This is a genomic window from Natronosalvus vescus (assembly GCF_023973145.1).
GTDB lineage: Archaea > Halobacteriota > Halobacteria > Halobacteriales > Natrialbaceae > Natronosalvus > Natronosalvus vescus.
Map to the genome: position 1 here is coordinate 681,590 of NZ_CP099546.1, position 24,292 is coordinate 705,881.

Annotated in this window: 23 protein-coding genes and 1 tRNA gene; 12 read left to right on the forward strand and 12 right to left on the reverse strand. The window is 62.7% G+C overall.

Going from position 1 to position 24,292, the window contains the following annotated elements; all coding sequences use genetic code 11:
* The first annotated feature begins 52 nt into the window (after positions 1 to 52).
* The 3 genes from NGM68_RS03155 (at position 53) to gpmI (ending at position 4,176) form a co-directional block, all read left to right on the forward strand.
* Positions 53 to 1,882, forward strand: coding sequence for a site-2 protease family protein (locus NGM68_RS03155; protein ID WP_252700198.1), 1,830 nt, complete (start codon positions 53 to 55; stop codon positions 1,880 to 1,882).
* 88 nt (positions 1,883 to 1,970) lie between these two features.
* Entirely contained in the window at positions 1,971 to 2,567 is a 597-nt protein-coding gene (locus NGM68_RS03160) for a cysteine hydrolase family protein (RefSeq protein WP_252700199.1), read from the forward strand.
* Positions 2,568 to 2,652: 85 nt separating this feature from the next.
* Positions 2,653 to 4,176 carry a 2,3-bisphosphoglycerate-independent phosphoglycerate mutase gene (gene gpmI, locus NGM68_RS03165; protein WP_252700200.1) on the forward strand — a complete coding sequence of 508 codons (1,524 nt, stop codon included), beginning with the start codon at positions 2,653 to 2,655 and terminating at the stop codon, positions 4,174 to 4,176.
* Between the two features lie 368 nt (positions 4,177 to 4,544).
* Here gpmI and NGM68_RS03170 read toward each other — a convergent pair.
* Together NGM68_RS03170 and tatA are read right to left on the reverse strand one after the other, a co-directional pair.
* Positions 4,545 to 4,617, reverse strand: a tRNA-Arg gene (locus tag NGM68_RS03170).
* 11 nt (positions 4,618 to 4,628) lie between these two features.
* A complete protein-coding gene (gene tatA, locus NGM68_RS03175; protein ID WP_252700201.1) occupies positions 4,629 to 4,940 on the reverse strand; it encodes a twin-arginine translocase TatA/TatE family subunit in 312 nt (103 codons plus the stop codon).
* A 291-nt stretch (positions 4,941 to 5,231) separates the two neighbouring features.
* Here tatA and NGM68_RS03180 point away from each other — a divergent pair, with 291 nt between their 5' ends.
* The 3 genes from NGM68_RS03180 to NGM68_RS03190 all read left to right on the forward strand — a co-directional run bounded on the left by NGM68_RS03180 (position 5,232) and on the right by NGM68_RS03190 (position 7,118).
* Positions 5,232 to 5,708, forward strand: a complete 477-nt coding sequence (locus NGM68_RS03180) for a redoxin domain-containing protein (protein WP_252700202.1) — start codon at positions 5,232 to 5,234, stop codon at positions 5,706 to 5,708.
* Positions 5,709 to 5,854: 146 nt separating this feature from the next.
* A complete protein-coding gene (locus NGM68_RS03185) occupies positions 5,855 to 6,691 on the forward strand; it encodes an HD domain-containing protein (RefSeq protein WP_252700203.1) in 837 nt (278 codons plus the stop codon).
* Between the two features lie 52 nt (positions 6,692 to 6,743).
* Complete coding sequence (locus tag NGM68_RS03190) at positions 6,744 to 7,118, forward strand: hypothetical protein (RefSeq protein ID WP_252700204.1); 375 nt, start codon at positions 6,744 to 6,746, stop codon at positions 7,116 to 7,118.
* Positions 7,119 to 7,138: 20 nt separating this feature from the next.
* Here the strand turns inward: NGM68_RS03190 and NGM68_RS03195 are convergent, their stop codons facing one another.
* Complete coding sequence (locus tag NGM68_RS03195; protein ID WP_252700205.1) at positions 7,139 to 7,372, reverse strand: helix-turn-helix domain-containing protein; 234 nt, start codon at positions 7,370 to 7,372, stop codon at positions 7,139 to 7,141.
* 141 nt (positions 7,373 to 7,513) lie between these two features.
* Here NGM68_RS03195 and NGM68_RS03200 point away from each other — a divergent pair, with 141 nt between their 5' ends.
* Positions 7,514 to 7,708 (forward strand): XapX domain-containing protein, encoded by a 195-nt coding sequence (locus NGM68_RS03200; RefSeq protein WP_252700206.1) that lies wholly within the window; start codon positions 7,514 to 7,516, stop codon positions 7,706 to 7,708.
* A gap of 291 nt (positions 7,709 to 7,999) precedes the next feature.
* On the opposite strand, the gene katG is transcribed toward NGM68_RS03200, so the two are convergent.
* The 6 genes from katG to NGM68_RS03225 form a co-directional block, all read right to left on the reverse strand.
* On the reverse strand, positions 8,000 to 10,144 hold the full coding sequence (gene katG, locus NGM68_RS03205; RefSeq protein WP_252700207.1) for a catalase/peroxidase HPI: 2,145 nt from the start codon (positions 10,142 to 10,144) through the stop codon (positions 8,000 to 8,002).
* A 171-nt stretch (positions 10,145 to 10,315) separates the two neighbouring features.
* Positions 10,316 to 10,564 carry a hypothetical protein gene (locus NGM68_RS03210; RefSeq protein WP_252700208.1) on the reverse strand — a complete coding sequence of 83 codons (249 nt, stop codon included), beginning with the start codon at positions 10,562 to 10,564 and terminating at the stop codon, positions 10,316 to 10,318.
* A 225-nt stretch (positions 10,565 to 10,789) separates the two neighbouring features.
* Positions 10,790 to 11,173: a winged helix-turn-helix transcriptional regulator gene (locus NGM68_RS03215; protein WP_252700209.1), complete on the reverse strand. Its 384-nt coding sequence runs from the start codon at positions 11,171 to 11,173 to the stop codon at positions 10,790 to 10,792.
* 198 nt (positions 11,174 to 11,371) lie between these two features.
* Positions 11,372 to 11,737: a DUF7344 domain-containing protein gene (locus NGM68_RS18305; protein WP_425493598.1), complete on the reverse strand. Its 366-nt coding sequence runs from the start codon at positions 11,735 to 11,737 to the stop codon at positions 11,372 to 11,374.
* A 35-nt stretch (positions 11,738 to 11,772) separates the two neighbouring features.
* Positions 11,773 to 12,432 (reverse strand): helix-turn-helix domain-containing protein, encoded by a 660-nt coding sequence (locus NGM68_RS03220; RefSeq protein WP_252700210.1) that lies wholly within the window; start codon positions 12,430 to 12,432, stop codon positions 11,773 to 11,775.
* 196 nt (positions 12,433 to 12,628) lie between these two features.
* Positions 12,629 to 13,990: a serine hydrolase gene (locus tag NGM68_RS03225; RefSeq protein WP_252700211.1), complete on the reverse strand. Its 1,362-nt coding sequence runs from the start codon at positions 13,988 to 13,990 to the stop codon at positions 12,629 to 12,631.
* 371 nt (positions 13,991 to 14,361) lie between these two features.
* On the opposite strand from NGM68_RS03225, the gene NGM68_RS03230 reads away from it, so the two are divergent.
* The 4 genes from NGM68_RS03230 to NGM68_RS03245 all read left to right on the forward strand — a co-directional run bounded on the left by NGM68_RS03230 (position 14,362) and on the right by NGM68_RS03245 (position 20,313).
* On the forward strand, positions 14,362 to 15,801 hold the full coding sequence (locus NGM68_RS03230; RefSeq protein WP_252701371.1) for an MATE family efflux transporter: 1,440 nt from the start codon (positions 14,362 to 14,364) through the stop codon (positions 15,799 to 15,801).
* Positions 15,802 to 15,988: 187 nt separating this feature from the next.
* Entirely contained in the window at positions 15,989 to 18,265 is a 2,277-nt protein-coding gene (locus NGM68_RS03235; protein ID WP_252700212.1) for a sensor histidine kinase, read from the forward strand.
* Between the two features lie 173 nt (positions 18,266 to 18,438).
* Positions 18,439 to 19,707, forward strand: a complete 1,269-nt coding sequence (locus tag NGM68_RS03240) for a M24 family metallopeptidase (protein ID WP_252700213.1) — start codon at positions 18,439 to 18,441, stop codon at positions 19,705 to 19,707.
* A gap of 99 nt (positions 19,708 to 19,806) precedes the next feature.
* Positions 19,807 to 20,313, forward strand: a complete 507-nt coding sequence (locus NGM68_RS03245) for a macro domain-containing protein (protein WP_252700214.1) — start codon at positions 19,807 to 19,809, stop codon at positions 20,311 to 20,313.
* Here NGM68_RS03245 and NGM68_RS03250 read toward each other — a convergent pair.
* The 3 genes from NGM68_RS03250 to purL form a co-directional block, all read right to left on the reverse strand.
* Positions 20,301 to 20,756 carry a chemotaxis protein CheW gene (locus NGM68_RS03250; RefSeq protein WP_252700215.1) on the reverse strand — a complete coding sequence of 152 codons (456 nt, stop codon included), beginning with the start codon at positions 20,754 to 20,756 and terminating at the stop codon, positions 20,301 to 20,303. The two genes, NGM68_RS03245 and NGM68_RS03250, sit on opposite strands and share 13 nt — an antisense overlap.
* Before the next feature lie 84 nt (positions 20,757 to 20,840).
* Entirely contained in the window at positions 20,841 to 21,425 is a 585-nt protein-coding gene (locus tag NGM68_RS03255; RefSeq protein WP_252700216.1) for a response regulator transcription factor, read from the reverse strand.
* Between the two features lie 223 nt (positions 21,426 to 21,648).
* The gene (gene purL, locus NGM68_RS03260; protein ID WP_252700217.1) at positions 21,649 to 23,877 is read right to left on the reverse strand and encodes a phosphoribosylformylglycinamidine synthase subunit PurL; all 2,229 of its coding nucleotides are present in this window, start codon (positions 23,875 to 23,877) and stop codon (positions 21,649 to 21,651) included.
* Between the two features lie 170 nt (positions 23,878 to 24,047).
* Between purL and NGM68_RS03265 the strand changes: the two genes are divergently transcribed.
* The gene (locus NGM68_RS03265; protein ID WP_252700218.1) at positions 24,048 to 24,254 is read left to right on the forward strand and encodes a hypothetical protein; all 207 of its coding nucleotides are present in this window, start codon (positions 24,048 to 24,050) and stop codon (positions 24,252 to 24,254) included.
* The last annotated feature ends 38 nt before the right edge of the window (positions 24,255 to 24,292 follow it).

Sequence of the window (24,292 nt, forward strand, 5' to 3'; positions counted from 1 at the left end):
TCGTCGCGCCCAGACAAAACGCCTTTGGCCACGCCTCCCCGAAGACGTACCAATGCAGCATGCCACGTCCGTCGCACTGCTCGAGCTCCCAATTTCGGGAACGCTCACGTGGATCCTCGCCGGGATCGCCGCCTACTGGCTCGCGGTTGTCCTCCTCCGTCAGCAAGGGCTCCTCCCCGACTACGTCAACACCCAGGGCCCGATCCTGACCGTCCACACGAAGCGTGGTCGAGACTTCCTGGACTGGCTCGCCGGCCCCAAACGCTTCTGGCGGGCCTGTGCAAACCTCGGCGTCGGTATCTCCATCGTCGTGATGGCCAGCATGTTCGTCTTCTTGCTCACCGCTGCAATCGCCGCTGGACGGGCTCCTCAGCCCTCGAGCGTCCAGCAGCCGACGAACGTCCTGGTCATCCCCGGCGTCAACGAGTTCCTCCCACTGTCGGCGACCCCCGGCATCGTCTTCGGGCTGCTCGTCGGCCTGGTCGTCCACGAGGGCGGCCATGGCCTCCTCTGTCGGGTCGAGGACATCGACATCAACTCGATGGGCGTCGCGATGTTCGCGCTCCTCCCGATCGGCGCGTTCGTCGAGCCCGACCACGAGAGCAGCCGAAAGGCCTCTCGTGGGGGGCAGACCCGGATGTTCGCCGCTGGCGTCACCTTCAACTTTGTGGTGACCATCATCGCCTTCGCGCTCCTTTTCGGCCCCGTTGCTGGCGCGATCGCCGTCGCACCGGGTGCCGCCATCGGCGGCGTCGCCCCCGGCTCACCCGCCGATGCAGCTGGCATCCAGCCGAACGACCGGATTACCGCCGTCGAGGGACAACACGTCGAGTCGAACGACGACCTCTCCGACCGGCTGGAAGACGCCGGGAGCGGCACCGTCACGGTCGAACTCGATGACGAGCGCACGGTAGAGATGCAACAGTCCCTGCCCGTCACGGCGACGATCGACGGGGCACCCGTCGGCCTCGAGCCCGGCGATCTGATTCTCGCCGTCGACGGCGAACCCGTCGTCACCGAGTCCGGCTTCTTCGACGCTGTCGGCGAGTCAGAGACGGTCACCCTGACGGTCAACCGCGACGGCGAAGAGACCGAGATTGCTGACGCCCCGATCGGTAGCGCCGTCCAAATCTCGGGCGACGGGCCGCTCGCCGACGCAGGTGCCCCCGGCGGCGAACTATTCGTCATCACCGAGTTCGACGGCGAGCGAACCCCCTCGTACAGTCACCTCGAGTCCCTCCTCGGCTCGAACGAGCCCGGTGACGAGGTGGTCGTCGCGGGCTACCTCGGTGGCGAACGGGTCAGCTACACCGTCACCCTCGGCGAACGTAGCGAGCGCACCGGCGGCGGAACGGTCGGCTTCTACGGCATCCAGGGCATCTCGGGCGTCGACGTCAACGACGGCGGCCTCGAGCTGTACCCCGCCGAGGAGTACCTGGCAATTCTCGGCGGCGACGCCGACGGCAGCTTCGGCCACGTGACCGACAGCTTCCTCGGCAAGATCGCGTTCGTCCTCTTCTTGCCGATCGTCTCGGTCGTCGAACTCCTCCCGTACAATTTCGCTGGCTTCACCGGCGGTATCGAGAACTTCTACCAGGCACAGGGCCCACTCGCCGGACTGGGCGATTGGACGGTGTTCGCCGTCGCAAACTTGCTGTTCTGGACCGGCTGGATCAACGTCCAGCTCGGCTTCTTCAACTGCATTCCGGCGTTCCCGCTCGACGGCGGGCACATCCTACGGACGAGCACCGAAGCCGTCCTCTCGCGGCTGCCGTTCGATGCGACCCGCGGGATGGTTCGGGTGGTGACGACCACCGTCGGGATCACGATGCTCGTGAGCTTCCTGTTCATGCTGTTCGGCCCGCAGTTGCTCGCGGGCTGAGGGCTGACGCAGTCTCTGTCTCCGTTTCCGTCTCCATCGGCTACCGAGCCCGCTGATATTTATTGGTTGGGAGTACCTTCCTTCGCGTATGGCACCCGATTTCGAACACGTACACGAACTCGAGCCGGCGACCACCGCCGTCGTGGTCGTCGACATGCAAAACGGCTTCTGTCACCCTGACGGCTCGCTGTACGCACCGGGGAGCGAATCTGTCGTCGACCCCATCGTCGACCTCGTCGCTCGAGCGCGGGTGGCGGGCGCGCAGGTGGTCTACACGCGTGACGTCCACCCGCCGGAACAGTTCGAGGACGCCCACTACTACGACGAGTTCGAGCGCTGGGGTGAGCACGTCCTCGAGGGCTCCTGGGAGGCCGAACTCGTCGCGGAACTCGACGTGCGCGAGGACGACCTCGTCGTCGAGAAACACACCTACGACGCGTTTTACCAGACCCAACTCGAGGGCTGGCTGAACGCCCGGGGAATCACCGATCTCCTCCTCTGTGGAACGCTCGCGAACGTCTGCGTCCTCCACACCGGTGGTAGCGCTAGCCTTCGTGACTTCCGCCCAATTCTGCTCGAGGACTGCATCGGCGCGCTCGAGGACGACCACCACGAGTATGCCCTCGAACACGCCTACTGGTTGTTCGGCGAGGTGGCGCCGAGCGACGCGATCGAGTTTCGGTGACTCGGCATCGACCGGGCGCAGGGGCCACTCCGGCACGCGTTTCGCCGAACGACAGGTAATTGACGGCGGAAACGGTACCCCGAATATGGACGCGGCACTCATCATCCTCGACGGCTGGGGCCTGGGCAGCGAGGACGGCGGTCGGAACGCGGTCGAGGCGGCGCACACACCCGTCGTCGACCGGCTGACCGCTACCTGCCCGTCGGGATGCCTCGAGGTCGCCGGCCGCCGGGTCGGCCTGCCGGACGGACAGATGGGAAACAGCGAGGTCGGTCACCTCAACATCGGCGCTGGCCGGGTGGTCTTACAGGAGTACACCCGGATCGCCGACGCCGTCGCCGACGGCAGCTTTCGGGAGAACGACGCCATCAACGCCGCGTTCGACTACGCGCTCGCTCACGACGGACGGGTTCACTTCCTCGGTCTCGTCAGCGACGGCGGCGTCCACGCCGACCAGGAGCACCTCCACGCGCTGATCGGCATGGCTGCCGACCGGGAGGTCGAGGCCGTCACCCACGTGATCACCGACGGTCGGGACACCTCGCCCCACGGCGGGGAGCGCTACCTCGAGACCCTCGAGGCGGTGGTCGAGGAAGCCGGGACGGGCGACGTTGCGACAGTCACCGGCCGGTACTACGCGATGGATCGCGACCAGAACTGGGAGCGAACGAAACGGGCCTACGACGCCATCGTGAATCGGGAGGCCGACTACGAAGCCGAGTCGGCGGTCGATGCCGTGATTGAGTCATACGAGCGCGGCGAGACGGACGAGTTCGTCGAACCGACGCTCGTCGAGGATGGACTGACACTCGAGGACGGTGATGCGGTCGTCTGGTTCAACTTCCGCTCCGACCGGGCGCGTCAGTTGACCCGCCTGCTCGCCGATATTCGCCCCGAGTGGGAGTTCGAGTCGCACCCACCGGAGAGCAAGGTCGTCATGCTCACCGAGTACGACAAGACGTTCGACCTGCCGGTGGCGTTCCCGCCCCACCAGCCCACGCAGGTGCTGGGCGAGGTGCTCGCCGACGCCGGGAAAACCCAGTTGCGGATTGCCGAATCCGAGAAGTACGCCCACGTTACCTACTTCCTCAACGGCGGCCGGGAGGTCGAGTTCCAGGGCGAGATCCGGGAGATCGTCGCCAGCCCCGACGTCCCGACCTACGACCTGCAACCGGAGATGAGCGCCCCCGCGGTCACCGATACCGCTATCGAACACATCGAACGCGACGATCCCGACGTCCTGGTACTCAACTACGCCAACCCCGACATGGTCGGTCACACCGGCGACTACCGCGCAGCTGTCGAGGCCGTTGAGGCCGTCGACACCCAACTCGGCCGCCTGCTCGAGACGCTCGCGGATCACGGTGCCCACGTGTTCGTCACCGCCGATCACGGCAACGCCGATGATATGGGCAGCGAGGAGGAGCCCCACACTGCCCACACCTACAACGACGTCCCGTTCGTCTACGTCGATCCGACGGCCGGCGAGGTGGGGAGCGACTGGGCCGTCCGCGAGGGCGGGACGCTCGCCGACATCGCCCCCACGATGCTCGAGTGTATCGACCTCCGACAGCCGCCGGAGATGACTGGCGAATCGTTGCTCGAGTAGATCGCTCTTGTCGGCCACACAGCGGACGTTTGGGCTCGATTTCCCCGTCGTTTCCGCTGGAAAGGTCGACTTCGGAGCTCGAGGAGCAGGTTCGAGTGCTCGGTGTGATAAAACCGTTCGCTCGAGTGTCCGCTGTCGTTCCGAACTGATGTCGGACGAGACGGGATTCGAACCACGTCTGAGAACCAGTTCGTTTCGCTCGCGGAATCCCGTGTCTAATTCGAATCTCCCTGTGTCGTTCCCGGAGCTCACCGCCGTCTACGGTAGACTCGGGCGGGACGGGATTCGAACCACGGTCGCAGCAAAGCTGCTCCCTGATTCGAATCCCGCACGATCCGTCAACGGCCTCGCGTCGCTCGGCGCGTTGACGGGCGAGACGGGATTCGAACCCGCGATCAGAAGGTTAGGAACCTCCTGCCCTCTCCGCTAGGCCACTCGCCCCGATAAAAATCCTAGTTCGTTTCCGTTTCGGTTTCCGTCTCTGTCTCCGTCTCGGTATCGAACTCATCGTCGTCCGTGACCGGCTCGGTGTCGACGAACTCGTCTTCCTCCTCGTCGTAGTTTCCAGTCTCGCGCATTTCTTCGAGTTCCTTTTCAACTTTCTCCTGCCCCTTCTTGAACTCGCCCATGGCCTCCCCTGTCGACCGAGCCAACTTGGGGATCTTGTTCGCCCCAAAGAGCAAAATGGCGATGAAGAGGATGATCAGGAGTTCCGGACCCCCGGGAACGCCGGGGATGACAAGCGGTGCGATTTCGGCTACCATCTCTATGCGTGGATTACCCGCTGGCAATTATAACCTTTTTGGACCGGCGGGTGAAGCCGCAGGAAGCGAAAACAGTCGTGTATGGCCCCGCTACTGCCGATATTTTGACCCGAGCGGGATCACCGACGGTTCACACTCCCGGAACGTTGGTATGACCGGTTAATTGGCTGTGACGGCCGTTCGAACGCCTGGCGACTTCGATGAGGCGAGTCCCCACTCCCTCCCTCGAGCGACCCGGTCAGAGGCGTCCGAAAACGAAATCCCCTTGCCGGCCGCCCCGGAGGTACCGATATGGTCGACGTCGGCGACATTGCTCCCGAGATCTCGGCACCGGTCGCAACCGGAGATGTCGAATCGTTCACACTCACCGATCGCCTCGAGGAAGAGGCATCGATCGTCCTCGCCTTCTTCCCGGCGGCGTTCACGAGCACTTGCGCCACTGAACTGTCCACGTTCGAGGATCGATTGGGCCGATTCGACGACCTCGAGGCGACAGTGTATGGCGTCAGCGTCGATTCCCCGTTCGCGCTCAACGAGTTCCGATCCCAGCAGGGACTCTCGTTCGATCTGATCAGCGACTTCGAGAAGGAGCTCATTGACGCCTACGACGTCCGGACTGATTTCGCCACCATCGACGTGTACGGTCTAGCCAAACGAGCCGTGTTCGTCGTCGATGCCGATGGTGTGGTGACGTACACATGGGTCAGCGACGATGCGGGCGTTGAACCGGACTACGACGCGGTCGAGGAAGCCGTTGTGAAGGCTTGATGGGGAACGCTTTGCCAGTGTACTGTCGACCGTGCGCCCAGTGCCGGACGAACGGCGATAGCTGACGACAGATCCCTGTGAGGCGTCGATGGCGTGGACGTGCCGCCAGCGGAGCCCTTTTTTGTGTTCCCGACGACCACTGGGGTATGGAACAGAGCGACCCCCTCGATAGCACCAGCGGTGACAGCGGTGACGGTCGTCGGGTGTACGATCCCGACGAGGAGCACCACTTCCCTGATGAGAAACTGAACACGGTTCTCGAGTTCATCGAGGAAGATACGGAAATTCAGACCTATCTCGAGGCGCAGAACATCAACGCCGTCGACCGCAAGCGGTACAACGATCACGGCGCGAAACACATCGAAATCGTCCGCAACCGGGCGCTCTGTCTCTACGATCTGCTCAAAGCTGGCGACGTCGATTTCAACGGCGCCCGCCAGCAGGGTCTCGAGGAGGCCGACGAGTCGGTAATCGTCGCCCTCGCGGCGACCCTCCACGACGTGGGCCACATCGTCCACCGCAGCGAGCACGCGTACTACTCGATTCCACTGGCTGCGGACATCCTCGATCGTGTGCTCCCTGAGTTTTACGACGTCGCCGATAGCGTCCGGGTGAAAGGCGAAGTCCTCCACGCAATTCTCTGTCACCACACCGCCGAAACGCCCCTGACGACCGAAGCGGGCGTTATCCGGGTTGCCGACGCCCTCGACATGGAGCGTGGTCGCTCGCGCATCCCCTACGAGCAGGGCGGACGTGGGATCAACACGCTCTCGAGCCAGGCGATCAGTCGCGTCTCCCTCCACGAGGGCGAAGCGACTCCCGTGATGGTCGAAATCGCGATGACGAACGCCGCCGGCGTCTATCAGGTCGACAACCTGTTGAAAGCGAAGCTCAAGGGATCGGGTCTCGAGGACGAGATCCGAATCGTCGCGGTCAACACGAACGAGAACCGGGAGCAACTCGTCGAGCGGATCGAGCTGTGACGACGTCGATGCACGGGCTGTGCTGTACTCGAGGCGCTGGTGGCGTCACTCGATGACTGCCGGCGACCGAACCTCGAGATCGGGATCGAACACTCGCGAGGGAGATGACGGCATGGATACTGAGAACGAGCGTGAGGAGGACTGGCCCGACCCATCACCAGGGATTGCCTCGGCCATCGACCGTCGCGGCCTCGCCGTTCGACTCGTGTGTGCCGTTGGCGTCCTGATCGTCCTGCTCGTCCTCACCCGTGGGTTTCTGGACGATTCGCTGGCGTTGCTCTGGACGCCAACGGAACCGCTCGCGCAGTGGTCGATGCTCGTGATGCTCCACGCCTTTGGCTACGTGCTGGTGCCGCTGATGGTCGGCTCGTTTCTCGCGGATCTCCTCCTCGAGTACGTCCTCGAGACGCCGGAAAACGATCCGTAGTGTGCGGTTGCAGGAAAGAGCTATCGTGCGGTCTGGACGACCCGGTACTGCCCGTCGGCGCGCTCGACGTAACCGCGCTCGCGCAGCGTTCCGAGAATCGAGAGTGCCGATCCCTTGTCGACGTTGAGATCCGTACAGAGGTCGTCGACCGTCGCGTCGTCACAGACGGCGAGCGAGAGATAGAGGAGCTTCGCCTGTGATGACTCGAGATCGGTCGGCACTGTCAGGTTCGTCTGTCGAACGGTGGTTTGCATACTACACCGTCCGGAGTTCGACGATATTAAAACTGTGTATCGTCAATCGTCGATAATCCGTCGCTCGAGTGAGCACCAGACTGGGCTTCGGCCACGACGATCCAGAGCGCTTTTGGTGGCGGTGTTCCCACTCGTAATGCTATGGCAATCAAACTCGTAGTTCTCGCGCTCCTGACCGGCTTTCTCGCCGGTGCAGTGTTTGCGTTCGTGGAGGTTCCGATCCCGGCCCCGCCGGAACTCCCCGGCATCATGGGTATCGTCGGCATCTACCTCGGCTACAAAGCCGTGCAGGCAGCTGGCGTCTCGGTCGACTTGCTCGAGGCCGTCGGTCTGTAGCCGGTCGCTCGCTTGAACAACTCGCCCAGGATGCGACCAGCGGTGGTACACTGGTCGAGAACCGCCGTTGTAGCCCGCCGTTCGACTATCGCTTCGTGCAGTAATTGCCGACGTTCTCTTCGACTATCGTCGATGTCACCGTGTGACGAACGCGACGCTCGCTCGGTAGCGTCTCACTGCGTGCTCGTGGGTCGTTGAATTCCCGGACAGTGGCTCGCACGTCGGTGCACGCTGGTCGAAACAGCGATGGAGGAAAGTGGTGTGGTAGGGGTACCCGGGTCAGTGGTCGGACTACTCGAGGTCGAAGCGGTCGAGGTGCATCACCTTGTTCCACGTATCGACGAAGTCACGGACGAACTTCTCCTCGGCGTCGTCGGCACCGTAGACTTCTGAGATGGCGCGAAGCCGGGCGTTCGAACCGAAGAGGAGATCCACGCGGGAGGCCTTCCACTCGACCTCGCCTGTTTCGCGGTCGCGCAGTTCGAAGATCTCTTCGGACTCCGAAACCGGCTCCCACTCGTAGTCCATGGTGAGCAGGGTCTGGAAGAAGTCGTTGGTCAGCGTCTCCGGTCGGTCGGTGAAGACGCCGAGGTCGGAGTCCTGGTAGTTCGCGTTCAGTACGCGCAGGCCGCCGACCAGCACGCTCATCTCGTCGGCCGTCAGCGTCAGGAGGTCGGCTTTGTCCACCAGCAACTCCTCCTGTGAACGGTCGTGATCCCCGTCACCGAGGTAGTTGCGGAACCCGTCGGCGTCCGGCTCGAGCCACTCGAAGGACTCGACGTCGGTTTGTGCCTGCGTCGCGTCGGTACGACCCGGTTCAAACGGCACCTCGACGTCGTAGCCGGCATCGCTCGCGGCCTTCTCGACGGCGGCACAGCCGCCGAGCACGATCAGGTCGGCGAGCGAGACCCTGACGTCGTTGGATCGCGAGCCGTTGAAGTCCTCCTGGATCGCTTCGAGGGTCGAAAGCACCGACTCGAGCTGTTCGGGCTCGTTCGCCTCCCAGTTCCGCTGGGGCTCGAGTCGAATGCGGGCCCCGTTCGGGCCACCGCGCTTGTCGCTGTCGCGGTAGGTCGACGCCGACGCCCAGGCAGTCTTGACCAGCTGGGAGACGGTTAGTTCCGACCCGAGGAGGCGCTCTTTGAGTTCGGTGATCTCCTCCTCGCCGATCAGTTCGTGGTCGACGTCGGGGATGGGATCCTGCCAGAGGAACTCCTCGTCGGGAACTTCCGGGCCGTGGAACCGTTCCGCCGGGCCCATGTCGCGGTGGGTCAGCTTGTACCAGGCCTTCGCGAATGCCTCCTGGAACTCGTCCGGGTTGTCCTGGAATCGCTCGAGAATCTCGCGGTAGTCGGGATCCCGCTTGAGTGCGACGTCCGTCGTCAACATCATCACGTCTTCTTTCTCGGACGGATCTTCGACACCCGGTGCGGCGCCGTCGAGTTCGCCGTTCTGGGTAGTCCACTGCCACGCACCACCGGGGCCCTTCTCGGGCCACCACGTGAAGTCGAGCAGGTTGTCGATGTAGCCCGTGTCCCACTCAATCGGCGTGGCGTTCCACGGCCCTTCGATTCCGCTGGTGATCGTGTCCGCGCCCTTTCCGGAGCCGTAGTCGCTCTCCCAGCCGAGACCCTGCTGCTCGATGGGTGCTTCTTCGGGATCAGGGCCGAGGTGCTCGTCACCGTCGCCTGCGCCGTGAACTTTCCCGAACGTGTGGCCGCCAGCGATGAGTGCGACCGTTTCCTCGTCGTTCATCGCCATGCGACCGAACGACTGTCGAATGTATTTCGCCGACTCTTCCGGATCCGGCTCGCCCTGGGGCCCCTCGGGGTTCACGTAAATGAGACCCATGTGGTCGGCGGCTAGATTGCCCTCGAGGTTGCCCTCTTCGTCGTGACGGTCGCTTCCGAGCCACTCCTCTTCGGGCCCCCAGTCGACGGCCTCGTCTGGTTCGAAGTCGTCCTCGCGTCCGCCGGCGAAGCCGTACGTCTCGAATCCCATTGACTCGAGTGAGACGTTCCCGGCCAGCACCATCAGATCCGCCCACGAGAGTTTGTGGCCGTACTTCTGTTTGACCGGCCAGAGTACCCGGCGTGCCTTGTCGAGGTTCACGTTGTCGGGCCAGCTGTTGAGGGGGGCGAGGCGTTGTCTGCCACCGGACGCGCCGCCGCGGCCATCGCTGGTGCGGTAGGTGCCCGCGCTGTGCCACGCCATTCGGATCATGAGCGGCCCGTAGTGGCCGTAGTCGGCCGGCCACCAGTCCTGGGACGTCGTCAGTACCTCCCTGATGTCTGCCTTCACTTCCTCGAGGTCGAGTGTCTGGAACGCCTCGGCGTAATCGAACTCCTCTCCCATCGGATCGACGGGACGGGCGTTCTGATCGAGGATCTTCAGGTTCAACTTATTCGGCCACCAGTTTTGGCTTGACCCAGTCATCATCGGGCTATTGTTACTTTCGCCTATTAAGATTGCCTAAATCGGAAACGAAGTCTTCACTGAAGACCAATCAATTTTTCGCATTCACGAACTCCGTTCTCGAGGGGTTTCCACACTGAATTACAGCAATACGTAGTTCCCTTCTGAAAACAGTCGGGAACTGAATCTTGATTATTCGATCGATTGGAGAAATTCGTCCAGCGTATCTGTGAGTTCGTCAACCTCTTCCCCGTTAATTTCAGCTGAATACCGGACGATGAACACATCCTTCTCATCAGTGTGGCGAGCTTCGTCAACTTGCTCAATCCCTTTCCAAATCCCTGCGACCACAACCTGGCCGTGTTCTGCGTGGGTGTACGTTTCACCACGATTTACGACCATATCAGAGTCAGAACCCGGCAATTCGTCGGAATCACTCATGTAAATCTGTGATAGCCGCTGGCCCTTGTTTCTGTTGGTAGATGGAATATGTCATTCGCCTGTGCTGAGCGATCTCTCTTCACAAATTGACCCATATCTCGTGTGACATTCGCGCTATGATGCAGCACTCATCGAATAAGTTCCAACTCAACTGTCAGAAACGACGTGATTCACCCAGAGGATGGCTGGAGGAAGGCATCATCATCGACCGCCCCGTCATTACTCTCAGTGCACATCTACGTCGTCGAGTTCGTAATTGATCGCCCAGACGTGGAAATGACGGAAGGCGGGGAATAGTTGCTCAGCTTTCGGTGTCGGTTCGTACTGAACCCGTGGCGGAACTTCGTTGTATTCCTGGCGAACGAGTAAACCAGCCTCAGTCAGTTCCTGCAACCGAACTGAAAGCGTATTCGCAGCGATGTCGAGTGAAGATTCCAGTTCAGAGAACCGTAGTGGGCCGTCGACAAACGCGAACTCCGACAGAATCGCGATCGCATGAGCTTTCCCGAACAGTGACAGCAGATCTTCGACCGTTGTCTCGAGCCGCTTTCGTTGCTTGGACGACAGCGATTCACGCAGGTCACGCGCCTCCCTGGCGGTCAGTCCCAAGCCCAACTGGGGCGACTCTTTATCAGAAGATGCATGCTGAATACAGAGACCCTATGCATCAATCCGCGATACGGTAACCGATTTGATGGCCTTGAACACGGTACCGTCGTACGGAATCCGACACAGCTGACACATGGCAGCCTCCTCTGGCCTATTTGCGGACTCCTGTGGCCGCCATTGACGCGACCGGGAGACGAGTCACGTGACCGCGGTCACGTCAACACATCGACGCAGTTCCCGTTCCAGAACTGGTGACTCTCGATACCGAACCGTTTGGCTCCTGTCGTCGTACTCGAGGAATCCAAGCGTTGCCAACTTCGGGAGTGCGACGTGATGTAACTTCACGGCGATGTGTCTCCGGTTCTCGGTAACCTCATCGTGATCGTGAAGATTCGCGATTAGTTCATCTACCGTGGCGACGTCGCCCTCGCAACCGGCCAGATACTCTACAACCCGGCGACGATATGCGCAGGCCAGCGCCCTGTGAACAGCGGTTTGTGTATCGGTGTCGTTCGGAGGTACGTTCACATCGAGGTGTATCGGCCCACGCCACTTTGGTGACACTATTGTATGCTCAATCCCTTTTTAAGCGGATCAGATCACTCGAAGTCCCTCGCCGACGTGAGCAACACCTGTTGGAGGATCTTTTCGTTCCCTCGGCGAATTCGATTCGAGACGGCCTGTTCGCTGATCTCCAATTCCGCGGCGATATCCTCGAGACTCGTCTCTCGCGGCGTAGCGAAGTAGCCCTGCCGGGTAGCGAGTACCAGTGCCTCGCGCTGTTCTTGTGAGAGGCCGAATCGGTGACCACGCTCGGTCGTTTCGCTCAACGTGTACGTTCGCTCGATGTGAATCGGGATGTCGTGTTCGAGGATGAAGTTATGAAAGAGGGAGAGTTTGTCGTGGTTGGGAAACCGTAGTCGAAAGCTCCACTGACTGTTTCCCCGGGCTTCGAGTACGACCGCATCGGCCACCGCGATCCCCTCGATGAGATCGGTCGGGGCGTCGTGCCATTCGACCCGATACAGGGCGCTGTCGCCCACGACGTCCAGCGACAGGAACTTACTGACCGCTGGATGGGTCTGGACGGTTTCTTCGAACCCGCCGTGATTCTCTCCAGTCGCCCACACGAACGGCATGGTCATGTCCCCCGTCGGGACGATCCGTTCCAGTTCGAGATGCATGGTCTCCGGGCCCGAGAGAACCTCTCCGAGTTTGAAGTCCTCGCCCTCGACGGTAAATTCCAGGATGACGCTCATCACTACCGGCTTCGAGTGCCAGTAATGTAGGGGTTTCCCGACGTGCGGCGATGCCAATTCGTCGATTTCGGCTTGTGTTCCACGAACCTGCTGACACAACTCGTGAGCACCCTCGAGCACACTTTCCCGAGGTTCGATGGGTTTCACAGCCGGTATCGAACGATCCTTGATCTCGAGGGAACAGATGGGCCAGGGCCTACTTTTTGTGCAAGCGCCACCGGTCGATGTACAGGCTCAGATCGTCGCCCGCCCGCTCGAATCGGACGGGCTGTCGGTTACCGGCGGCGGTCACCGCGTAGAATCGACCCGCCTCGAGATCCGCGGGAATCAGCGGCGTCCACGAGCCGTCGCCGATCGGCCCACCGACGCGGAGGCGCAGGATGCCGCCTTCGGGTTCGACCTCTGCTTCTTTGATGGCGCGGTAGGACTCGTACTCGCCCGAAAGCTCCTCGAACCGTTTCTTGCGAGCGAAGAACGGGAGTTTCTGTGGATCCTCGCCGACGAGTGCCGCGAACACGCCCTGGCCGAGCTCTGCTAGCCCGTAGCCAGGTGCCGTGTTCGCCAGCAGGGCGATCCCGACATCGTGTTCGCGGCTGAAACCAGCGTACGCGGTCGAGACGGCGATCGACCCGCCGTGACCGACGAGCGTTTCGTCCGCAACCGTCCGCGTGCGCCAGCCGTAGCCGTACGGTCCCGACGGGGTGTCGGCGTACGCGCCGTAGGCGCGCTCGAGCGTCTCAGCCTCGAGCAGGCGATTCCCGTTGGCCGCGCCGCCTCCAAGGTGCAGACGGAGGTACGACGCCATGTCCGTCACCGGTGCCAACAGTCCGCCGGCGGCGGCGCTGAGTTCCCGGATTGGAACCGGCGTCTCCTCGAGGCCGTCGTCGGTCTTGTGATAGGGCGTCATCCGGTCGTCGAACGCCTCGAAGACTTCGCGGTCGTAGGTCGATCGTCCCATCTCCAGTGGCTCGAGGACGTTTTCGGTCACGTATTCGACGTAGGAGTTCCCCGAAACCGCCTCGACGACGGCCCCGGCGAGCGTGTAGCCGGAGTTGCAGTACATCCAGTGGTCACCGGGGTCGCCGGCAATTTCGTCTCGAGCGCCCTCGAAGTGGGCGAGGAAGTCCTCCCAGGTGCCGAGGGGGACGCCGGCCTCGCCCACCGTCATCTGCCGGGCAATCAGTGCCTCGCTGGTCGCGAGCGAGGGGTAGCCGGAGGTGTGACTCAAGAGGTGGTGGAGCGTGACCGCCTCGGGAACGTCGACGGCGAGGTGATCCGCGACTGGATCCTCGAGTGAGAGCGCGCCCTGGTCGACCAGTTGCAGGATCGAAAGCGAGGCGAACGACTTCGACACCGAACCGATTCCATAGACGGTATCGGGCGTCGCCGGGTCGTTGGATGCGAGGTCTCGAGAGCCGTAGCCGCGGGCGTACCTGATCCCGTCGCTGTCGGTGATCGCGAGGCTCAATCCGGGGATCGTATCTTCCCGGAGTCGTTCTCGCAGCAGGCTGTCGATGGTGTCGGCGGTGGTCGACTCGAGGGGTGATGGCCTTGGCATGGCTACGGTATCGACGTATGCGCCACCTCGTATGAAGGTTCAGGTGTCCTGTATGAGTGGCCGCGATCCGAGTCGGCTGGCCGGGCGGACAACCGGCAACCGCGAACGAGACGGGAGCCCTTTTGAGGCCGCCGGGAGGAGAGCAACCGACGGTGGATCCTGACGACACAGGCGGTGGCAAAGAGGGCCCGATGGTCGACAGCGACGGCAGTGGCGGTGGCAATACCGATATCGATACTGATCCCGAGTCGGCACACGGTGCTGGCGACGATCCCGAATCGAGGTCGACTGACGAAGCGGCCTCGATCGAGTCTGGTTCGACCCCGGAATCGAACGCGGGTGACCCCGTCGAGGATCGCAAAGGGATCGACATGACGACGGGGTCGATCCCGCCGAAACTCGCCCAGCTCGCCTGGCCGCTGGTGCTCGGCAACCTCTTACAGACGTTTTACAACCTGGCTGATATGTTCTGGGTCGGTCGCGTCAGCGCCGAAGCGGTCGCGGCCGTCTCGCTCATGTTTCCGCTCTCGTGGATGTTCGTCTCGACGGCGATGGGGCTGACGGCGGCGACCATCGCGCTCGTCTCCCAGCACGTCGGTGCGGGTGACCAGCGCGCGGCCGACCGCGTCGTCGGCCAGACGATTCTGCTCGCCCTCGCGGTCTCGAGCGTCCTCGCCACGCTCGGCCTGTACTTTAGACACCCGCTCTTGCAGCTGATCGGCGCGCGCGACCAGGTGTTCGTCGAGGCGCTGGCGTACATCGAGGTCATCTTTCTTGCCCTGCCGCTCACGTTTCTGTTCTTCGCGTTTCGCTCGTCGTTACAGGGCGCTGGCGACACGAAGACGGCGATGTGGCTGGTGTTGATCTCGGCGGGAATCAACGTCGTCCTCGATCCGTTCTTCATCCTCGGCTGGGGTCCGTTCCCCGAGATGGGGACGCGCGGTGCCGCGGTCGCGACGTTCATCGCCCGTGCGTTCGCCACCCTCGCGGGCGTCTACATCCTGCTCGACGGGCGCTACGGCGTCCGTCTTCGGTTTGGCGACCTCAAACCGAACCTCGGGATTCAGCGCCAGTTGATCGACATCGGTTATCCCGCCACCCTCGACGGCTGGGCGCGAAGTTTCGCCGCCGTCGCGATGGCGGGGTTCGTCGCCCGATTCGGTGCCGCACCGACGGCGGCGTACGGCATCGTCGTTCGCCTCATGTCCGTGACGTGGTCTGTCGCGGGGGCCGTCGGCGACGCGACGTCGACGGGCGTCGGCCAGAACCTCGGGGCCAAAACCCCGGATCGAGCGGCGACGGTGGCAAAGACGGCAACTGCTGGGACGATCCTCTTCATCTTCGCGATCGCCGCACTCGTCTTCGCGTTCCCGGCCCACGCGATGGGCATCTTCGTCGACGATCCCGACGTGATCGCCGAGGGCATCGTCTTCATCCGGATCAATGCTCCCTTCTGGGCGGTCTTCGCCGGCGTCATGGTGATCCAGGGGGCGTTCCGCGGTGCCGGAAACACCCGAGAGGCGATGGTACTCTCGTTCCTCTCGCGGTGGATTTTGCGCGTCCCGGTCGCACTCGTGCTGGCGTTTTCCTGGGCCGTGACGATTCCCGTCGTCGGGGTCACGATCGTCGCGTTCGACTGGGGCGTCGAGGGCATCTGGTGGGCGTTCTCCTTCGGTATGGGCGGGTCGTTCGTCGTCGCCGTGCTGTGGTTCCGGCTGGGTACCTGGCGTAAAGCGGTTATCGGCGACGAAGGGGATTCTCGAGCAACAGACACGGAGACGGACACGGACACGGATGCGAACGGCCACTGACTGTGAACGGACACGAACAGGGATCCACACACGATCGATGAGTGAACACTGCCTCGAGCCAGGTCGTGGAGTCACCGCCCGAGTCAATTCGTGAAGTCTGTCGGTTCGACTCCGAGCGATATGTCAATTATCTGCACCCTAGCCGCAGACAATATATAACCTGCCGACCGTGTTTCACGCGATATCGATGATCGAGGGGACGCTGTTTATGGCCGGCCTCGTGATGGCAACGGTGCTGTCGGCCGTCCTCGGAGGGATGACCTGGCGGTATCGCCGACGGCCCGGAGCGACGCCGTTTCTCCTGCTCGTTGCCGGCCTCGGCATCTGGACGGGCATGGCGTTTCTTGCGTCAGTCGACCCCTCACCCGAGCGGACGCGGTTCTGGTACTATCTTACGTACGCCGGTATTCCGACCGTCGTCCTCGGCTGGTTTCTATTCGCCCTCGAGTTCACCGGGCACGAGGAGTGGATCACCCCGAAAACAGTCGGACTGTTGCTGGTCGAACCGGTTGCCGTCCAGTTAGTCGTGTGGACGAACGAATACCACAACTTATTCTGGCGGGATCTGCCGGAGAACCCCCTCAACCAGGCGTCCTACGAATTGCTGTTCTGGATCCACGTTCTGTACTCCTACGGGCTCTTGCTTGCAGGGTCGATCATCCTCGTTTCGTTCGTACTCTACTCCAAAACGCTGTACCGCGACCAGGTTGCCGCCATCCTGTTCGCCTGTAGCGTACCCTGGGGAACGAACATGGTGTATCTCTTCACGTCGTTCCCGACTGATTTGACGCCGCTGGCGATCGGCGTCTCCTCGATTGCGTTCGCCTGGTCGATGTTTCGATACGGATTCATGGACGTCGTTCCGATCGCTCGAGACACCGTTATCGACGAGATGAGTGATGGCGTTCTCGTCCTCGACGCCCACTGCCGGATCGTCGATTACAATCGGGCCATTCACCCCTTGATCGCGGCCGAAGAATCGACGCTTGTTGGGAGTCACGTCACGGACGTGTTCGCGTTCGGACGATTCAGGGCCGTCGACGAGGAACCGGGGAACGGTACAGATGCGGCATCTGCGAACCTAGCACTCGAAGCGTTCTTCGACGAATCGATCGAAACGGAACGGACGATCGAGGTCGAAACCGTCGTGTCGGACTCCGGGTCTCCGCGAGCGTTCTCGCTCACGCTCTCGCCGTTCTATGCCCGGAAATCGACACAGACCGGCCAGCTGCTCGTTTCCCAGGAGATTACCATCAGTAAACGCCGGGAACGCCAACTCAGCGACCTTGCGGCCGAACTCGAACATCGGACGCGCGAACAGTCGGCACTCATCGAGAACATCCCGGGGTTGGTGTACCGGATGCCCGAGCCCGATTCAGGGACGTGTTCGTTCGTCAGCACGGCGGCGATGGCGGTGACCGGCTATCCACCGGCAGCGTTCGAATCCGGCGAGCGATCGCTCAACGATCTGGTTCACGGCGAGGAGCGCCAACGCGTCCTCGAGCAAAAGCAGGCGGCGATCGCCGACCGAAGCCGGTACGACGTCACGTACCGCATCCGAACTGGGAAGGACGGAACCCGGTGGGTCAGGGACGTCGGCGAGGGAATCGTCACCGACGACGGAGATCTCGCCTCGGTCGTCGGCGTCATCATCGACGTCACCGAGAACAAAGAACGCGAGCAGTTGCAGGTGCTCAACCGCGTGTTGCGCCATAACATCAGAAACGAGATGAACGTGATCAAAGGCTACGCTGGCATGGCAGCGGCGAACGCGTCCGAGGAAGTTGCTCCGGATCTCGCGGTCGTGAGACGAAAGTCCAAGGAAGTGATGCGGATGAGCGAAAAAGCCCGTATCGTCCAGCAACTGTTAGGCACTCAGTCCGGAGCGAACCGAACGCTGAATCTCGTCGATGCCCTCGCCAACGCGCTCGCCCGAATCGACGACCGCTACGGCGAGCGTGTCAGAGGTCGCGTCGACGTTACCGTCAGCGGTGCGCTCGATACGCACGCCGACGGCGATGACCCGTTCGAGAACGACCTGTTCGTCACTGGCTCCGATCTGCTCGCGGTTGGATTATACGAACTCCTCGAGAACGCCATCCTCCACGGCGGCGACAGCCCAACTCTCGAAATCGACGTTCGAGGCCGCGACGGAACCGCGGAACTCCGGATCGCTGACACCGGGCCAGGGCTCCCGGAGACCGAACGGCGGGTGCTCGAGGACGGGCTCGAGTCCCCGCTCGAGCACGGCAGCGGGATGGGGCTGTGGATCGCCCAGTGGGTTTTCACCCCCGATGCCGACCTCGCGTTCGACGCTGACGACGATGGAACTACGGTCTGCGTCACGTTCGGCAGGTCGGGAACCGATCGGGGGGACGAGGTCGACCGACACCAGGAAAGCGACGGCGTCGGTACGTCGTCTGCCGACGTCATTTCCGAGTGGCTCGTGGATACCGATTCGTGAGACTCTAGGAGCCACTGCACGTCAATGCACACCTGATCGCCAGATGTTTCGACGATTAGTGTGTACATCGTTGCAGTTGGTACTACACCGTCGGTGTGGGTTGTACGTGTGCCGAAGTGACACACGGCTCGCGTGTCGGTAGCTTTCTTATGGATTGTTCGTGAGATAGGAGTATGTACCAGCGAGACTTCATGGAGGGAACGCGCGGCACCCAGGCGGTCGACTGGGAGGAGCGAATCGACGTCGCGCGGATGCGACGCGAGCGCAAGGAACGCGCGCTCGGGCGTCTCCAGGCGACCGACCTCGGTGCGATGTTGCTCGTCTCCGACCCGAACATCCGGTACGTGACCGGGCTGGCGATGACCGGCGGCAGCGGGGCCGACCACTACACGGTTCTTACAGAGGAGGGCGACGTGATCCACTGGGATACGGCCGACCACGCGAGCAACCAGCGGTTCAACTGTCCCTGGCTGCACGACGTTCGGTACGCCTGTCCGGGTCTCGGGAACGTCCCCCGGGCATCAGGCCGCGATTCCGCTCGGGACTTTCTCAAAACCAAGATGGCCGAAACAGTCGCAACGGCCCTCGAGGAGTACGGCGTCGCTGACGAGACGCTGGGAATCGATGTCGGCAACGCTGGGCTGGTTGGGGCGTTCGAGTCCATGGGGGTCGAGGTCGACACAGAGACCGCACCCGCGGTGATGGAGGACGCTCGCAGGGTGAAGACCCGGGACGAAATCGAGTGTCTGCGCCAGGTCGCAGCGATCTGTGAGGCCGGCTTCCAGCGGATCACCGAAACGGCGCGGCCGGGCGCGAAAGAGACCGACGTGTGGGGGGCTGCCGTCGAGGAACTCTGGAAACAGGGTGCGTTCGTTGGCGGGGGTTACGTCACCTCCGGGCCGAACACCTGGCCGAAACACCAGGCGAACACCACCGACCGGATGATCCGGCCAGGCGACCTCGTCTACGCCGACTTCTACAACATCGGCTACCTGGGCTATCGCTCGTGTTACTACCGCACGTTCTCCATGGGCGAACCAACACAGGCCCAGCAAGACGCCTACGAGACTGCTCGAGACAACCTGTACGACGTCCTCGAGCGAATCGAACCCGGCGTTACGACCGACGAGATCTGCCAGGGCTTCCCGGACATGGAAGGCGAGCACGCCGACTGGTACGACGCCGACGAACACTGGCAGATGACGACCAACCATTGGGGCCACGGCCTGGGTCTCCAGCTATACGAGGTGCCGCTCATCTGGCGTGGCCTCTCCCCCGACCACCCGATCGAAATCGAGGAGGGAATGACGATGGCCGTCGAGACCCAGGAGCCAGCCGACCGCCAGGGTGTCCGCGTCGAGGAGATGGTCGTCGTTCGTGAGAACGGCGTCGAGATCCTCAGCCAGTGGCCGGTCGAAGAGATCACGACAATCGATTACTGAGTTCTCGAGCCACGACGGTGGGACTGTTGTACCTTCGAGTCACGGACCCCCGGCCTCGAGCCACGACGATTTTTCATCCTCGTCGACGTACTGCCACTTATGGAGTTCGACGTCATCCAGGGCGACATCGCAGCACAGTCGGCGGACGCCTTCGTCAACGCCGCCGGGACGAGCCTCCGGATGGGGTCGGGTGTCGCTGGCGCGCTCAGACGGGGTGCAGGCCCCGAACTCAACGAAGCGGCAATGGCCAAGGGGCCGGTCGACCTTGGCGACGTCGCCGTCACCGACGCATACGACCTCGAGGCCGAGTACGTCATCCACGCGGCGGCGATGCCCCACTACGGCGACGGGGCGGCGACCGCCGAGAGCATTCGTGCGGCCACGCGAAAGAGCCTCGAGCGAGCGGACGACCTCGGGTGTGCGTCGCTCGTGATACCAGCACTTGGCTGTGGTGTCGCCGGATTCGGCCTCGAGGCTGGAGCCGATATCATCGCTCGAGAAATCGAGGCGTACGAACCGACGGCGCTCGAGGACGTCAGGCTCATCGCCTATAGCGACGAGGAGTTCGAGATCATCGAGCGTGTGGCGCAGCCTCACTCGGCGTGAATCGCTTCCTCGTCGAGCCAGAGATACGTGTTACCCGCTACCGGAAGCCGCCCGGTCACGAACGACATCCCCTGTGGAGTTGCCTCGAGCTGACGCCGGTCGACGCGCTGGGTCACGCCGACGTCGTCGACCAACCAGCCGATGTATGCGCCATCGTCGTCGGTGACGCCGAAGACGAGCAGTTTTGGTTCCGGCGGCCGCTCGAGGGAGGCTACTGGGGGAGAAAACACTTGGAACAGGTCGATCACGCGGATCGTTTCCCCGCCGACGGTAATCTCGCCAGCGTGCCAGGGGTCGTCCGCATCGTCGATGACACTGGCGTCACCAACACCGAGGACGGAGGAGAGCCGCCTGGATTCGACGCAGTAGCGATCACCATCGAGCGAAAACGTTACGATGGTGGTTCGATTGCTCCGATCTCCAGAACTGGCAGTCGCTGGCATCTATTTCCCTCAAACACAGTTGAATAAAATAAATGTACCGGGATCCAAGCTGATGGCCACCGATCTGCCTGATCGAACGCGAGGTTACTCGCTCGTGATCGGCTCCCGGGAGATGTCCTGACAGAGTCGTCGATAGACGTTCTTTTCGAGCAACGCCGTCATCGTGTCGTCGACGTTCGCCCGCAACACCGCCAGTCGATCCTCGAGTTTGGCGTACTCCTGGCTGGATTTGCGCTCGGCGTCGGTTTTCTCGGCGTCGAGCAGCGCCTTCTTCGAGGCGAGTGCGAAGAACTCCTGGAGTTGCTGGTCGTACGTCGAGCGCAACTCGAGCTGGTCGATGGTGCCGAGGAGTTCCGATTTCGACACCGGTTTGACGAGGTAGTCGTCGAACCCCATGCCGATGATGTCGAAGTCAGGTTCGACCGCCGTCACCATGGCGACACGACAATCGAGTTGCCGCTCGCGAATCGTCTCGAGGACGGTGTCACCCGACAGTCCCGGCATCCGCCGGTCGAGGAGGACAATGTCGACCGTCCCGTTGATGGCATCGAGCGCTTCGGTGCCGCTGTAGGCCGTCTCGACGGTTGCTCGATCCTCGAGCCAGGTTGCATACAGTGTCGCCAGGTCTGGTTCGTCTTCGACGATCAGGACGTGTTGGTTGGTGGACATTCGATTCGTACCCCCAGTGTCTACTGGTCGTTGACATACTGACTGTGGGGGGATATCAATATAACGGGCGGTTCCCCCAGTTTCGTTCTCGTGAACCAAATGAACGGTTCGAATCGAGGATGAATGGTGTGGTGGTGCGTTCGGGTGGGCGACTGTATTGCGGGAATCAGCGAGGGAGTGCCGGAGTTGGTGTCGGCGTAGCGGTGGTATCGGAGGGGGCCGGCTACTCGAGTTCGTCCTCGATGACCGACCGCAGTGAGGCGAGTTCGCTGGCGGTGGTTTCGAGCGTCTCGTCACCGACAGTGATCGTGAGCGTCCCGTCGGTCGTCGGTCGACCCAGGTCGATCACTGGCGCGCTATCGCCGATGGCTTCCCGTACAGCATCGGGATCGGTCGTCTGGACGAGTACGCGACCGGGCTGTTCGTGGAACAGGGCGCCAGCAGTGTCGTCACTCGAGATGGTGACCTCGAGGCCGACGTCATCCGTGACCATCTCGGCCAGCGCAACGGCCAGCCCGCCGTGGCTGACGTCGTGGGTCGCGAGGGTTTGTTCGGTATTTGCAACGGTTGCAATCGTCTCGATGCGGGCTGCCGGGTCGTCCGGCAGCGTGGGGAACCGGTCGCTGCCGCCGTGCTGGGCGAGGTACTCGGAGCCACCGAGGGCGAACGCTCCGGCCTCGAGGGCGTCGTCGCCGATGAGGAGGAGCGTCGAGTTCTCGCCATCGTCGGCGTCGTCCGCCCCGACGAGTTCGAGCGGCGGGGCGGTGTAGCCGGCTTTCGTGCCGACCATCGCCAGCGTTGGTGTCGGCGGGATCGGCCCACTCACCGAGTCGTTGTACAGCGAGACGTTGCCCCCGACGATCGGTACCGATAGCTCGGCACACATCTCGGCCAGGCCGTCGACGATGCCCTTGAACCCGCCGTAGACGTCGGGCTTCTCGGGATTGCCGCCGTTGAGGCAGTCGACTGCGGCGAGGGGTGTGGCCCCTTTCGCGGCGAGGTTGGTCGCGTTCTCGAGACCGACTGCGCGGGCACCCGTGATCGGATCGGCGCTCGTCCAGTTGGGGGCCGCCCCGGACGAGATCGCGAGCCCCGTCTCGGCTTCCCGGAGCGCGATGATCGCCGCGTCGTCGCCCGGCGGGACGCTCGTCCGGACGCCAACTTCGTGATCGTACTGGCGGTAGATCCACCGTTTCGAGGCCGTGTTCGGCGAGCCGACGACCGCTTCGAACGCGTCCTCGAGAGCCAATTCAGGCAGCTCGGTCTTTGGCTCGCTCGGTTCCTCCCACGCGAGATCGTTCATCGGAGCGCCCTCGCCGAGGAACTCGGCGTCGACGTCGACGACGGTCTCGCCGTCGAAGGTACAGACGTAGTTGCCGTCGGTAACCTCCCCGATGACCGAACAGCCGAGGTCGAACCGCTCGGCGATCTCGCGAACGCGGTCGACATTCTCAGGCGTAACCTCGTAACACATTCGCTCCTGGGACTCCGCGAGCAGGATTTCGAGGCCCGTCATGTTCGGTTCGCGCTGGTGGACAGCCTCGAGGTCGATCGCCGCGCCGAGGCCGCCTTTGGCCACGAGTTCGCTCGAGGCACCGCCGAGACCGGCCGCCCCGAGGTCGCGAGCCGATTCGACGAGGTTCTCCTCGACCAGCACCTCGTTGGCCTCGATGAGCAGCTTTTCGGCGTAGGGGTCGCCGACCTGGACGGCCGGGCGATCCTCGGTTTCGGCGTCCTCAGCGAGATCCTCGCTCGCGAAACTCGCGCCACCGAGGCCGTCCCGTCCGGTCGCGTTACCCACGAGCACGAGTTTGTTCCCCGGCTCCTGGGCGACGGCGGTGACCAGTCGATCGGCGGTGAGGAGGCCGACGCAGGCGACGTTCACCAGCGGGTTCCCCTCGTAGTCGGGGTGAAAGTCGACGCTGCCGGCGACGGTTGGGACGCCGATGCAATTGCCGTAGTGGCTGATGCCGTCGACGACGCCCTCAAAGAGGTACCGGGAGTGTTCGCGGTCGAACGACCCGAAGTAGAGGCTGTCGGCGAGGGCGACCGGATAGGCACCCATCGATAGCGTGTCCCGAACGATGCCGCCGACGCCCGTCGCAGCGCCGTCGAACGGGTCGACGTAGGAAGGGTGGTTGTGGCTCTCGATGCCCAGGGTGATGTAGACGTCCTCGTCGTCATCAGTTCCGCCGTCTTCGTTCCCGTCGACGCTCCCGTCGGCGCTCGAAAACGAACTCGAACTCGAGGGCACCGCCACGACCGCCGCGTCGTCGCCCGGCCCCACGATGACCTGTTCCCCTTCGGACTCGAACGCAGAGAGCAACGGTCTCGAGGATCGGTACGCACAGTGTTCACTCCAGAGGTTTTCGAACAGTGCCGCTTCGGCCGGGGTCGGCTCACGCCCCAGTTCCGCGACGATCAGTTCGTGATCCGAATCGGCTTCGCTCATTCATCTAAGTGGTGAAAGCCGGTCGGTAAATGGGTTTCTATATCCACGTTCGTGCATCGATTTGGATGTCTCGAGCGAGATGAAACCAGTCTTCTGACCGCTGACCCGGCGAGCAATGTAGACACTCACGAACAGCAACACTTTTTGATTTCGCGAGCCGCGGTTCGAATATGAGTGCCGCCAATTCGACCCAGGAACACCCGTTCGAAAACCCGCTGTACCGCTATGCCGTCGGCATCTCGGGTGCCGCAATTCTCGTCTTCATCGCCGTCTTCTACCTCGAGGGGCTGCTCAGATACCTCGTTCTCGGACTCGCCGTCATCGACGCCGTGTTGGTGCCGAAGATCCTCGAGAAAACGATCGAAGCGGCCGAGTAGCACCCGAACGACTACCCAACGCCTTGTTCACTGCCCAA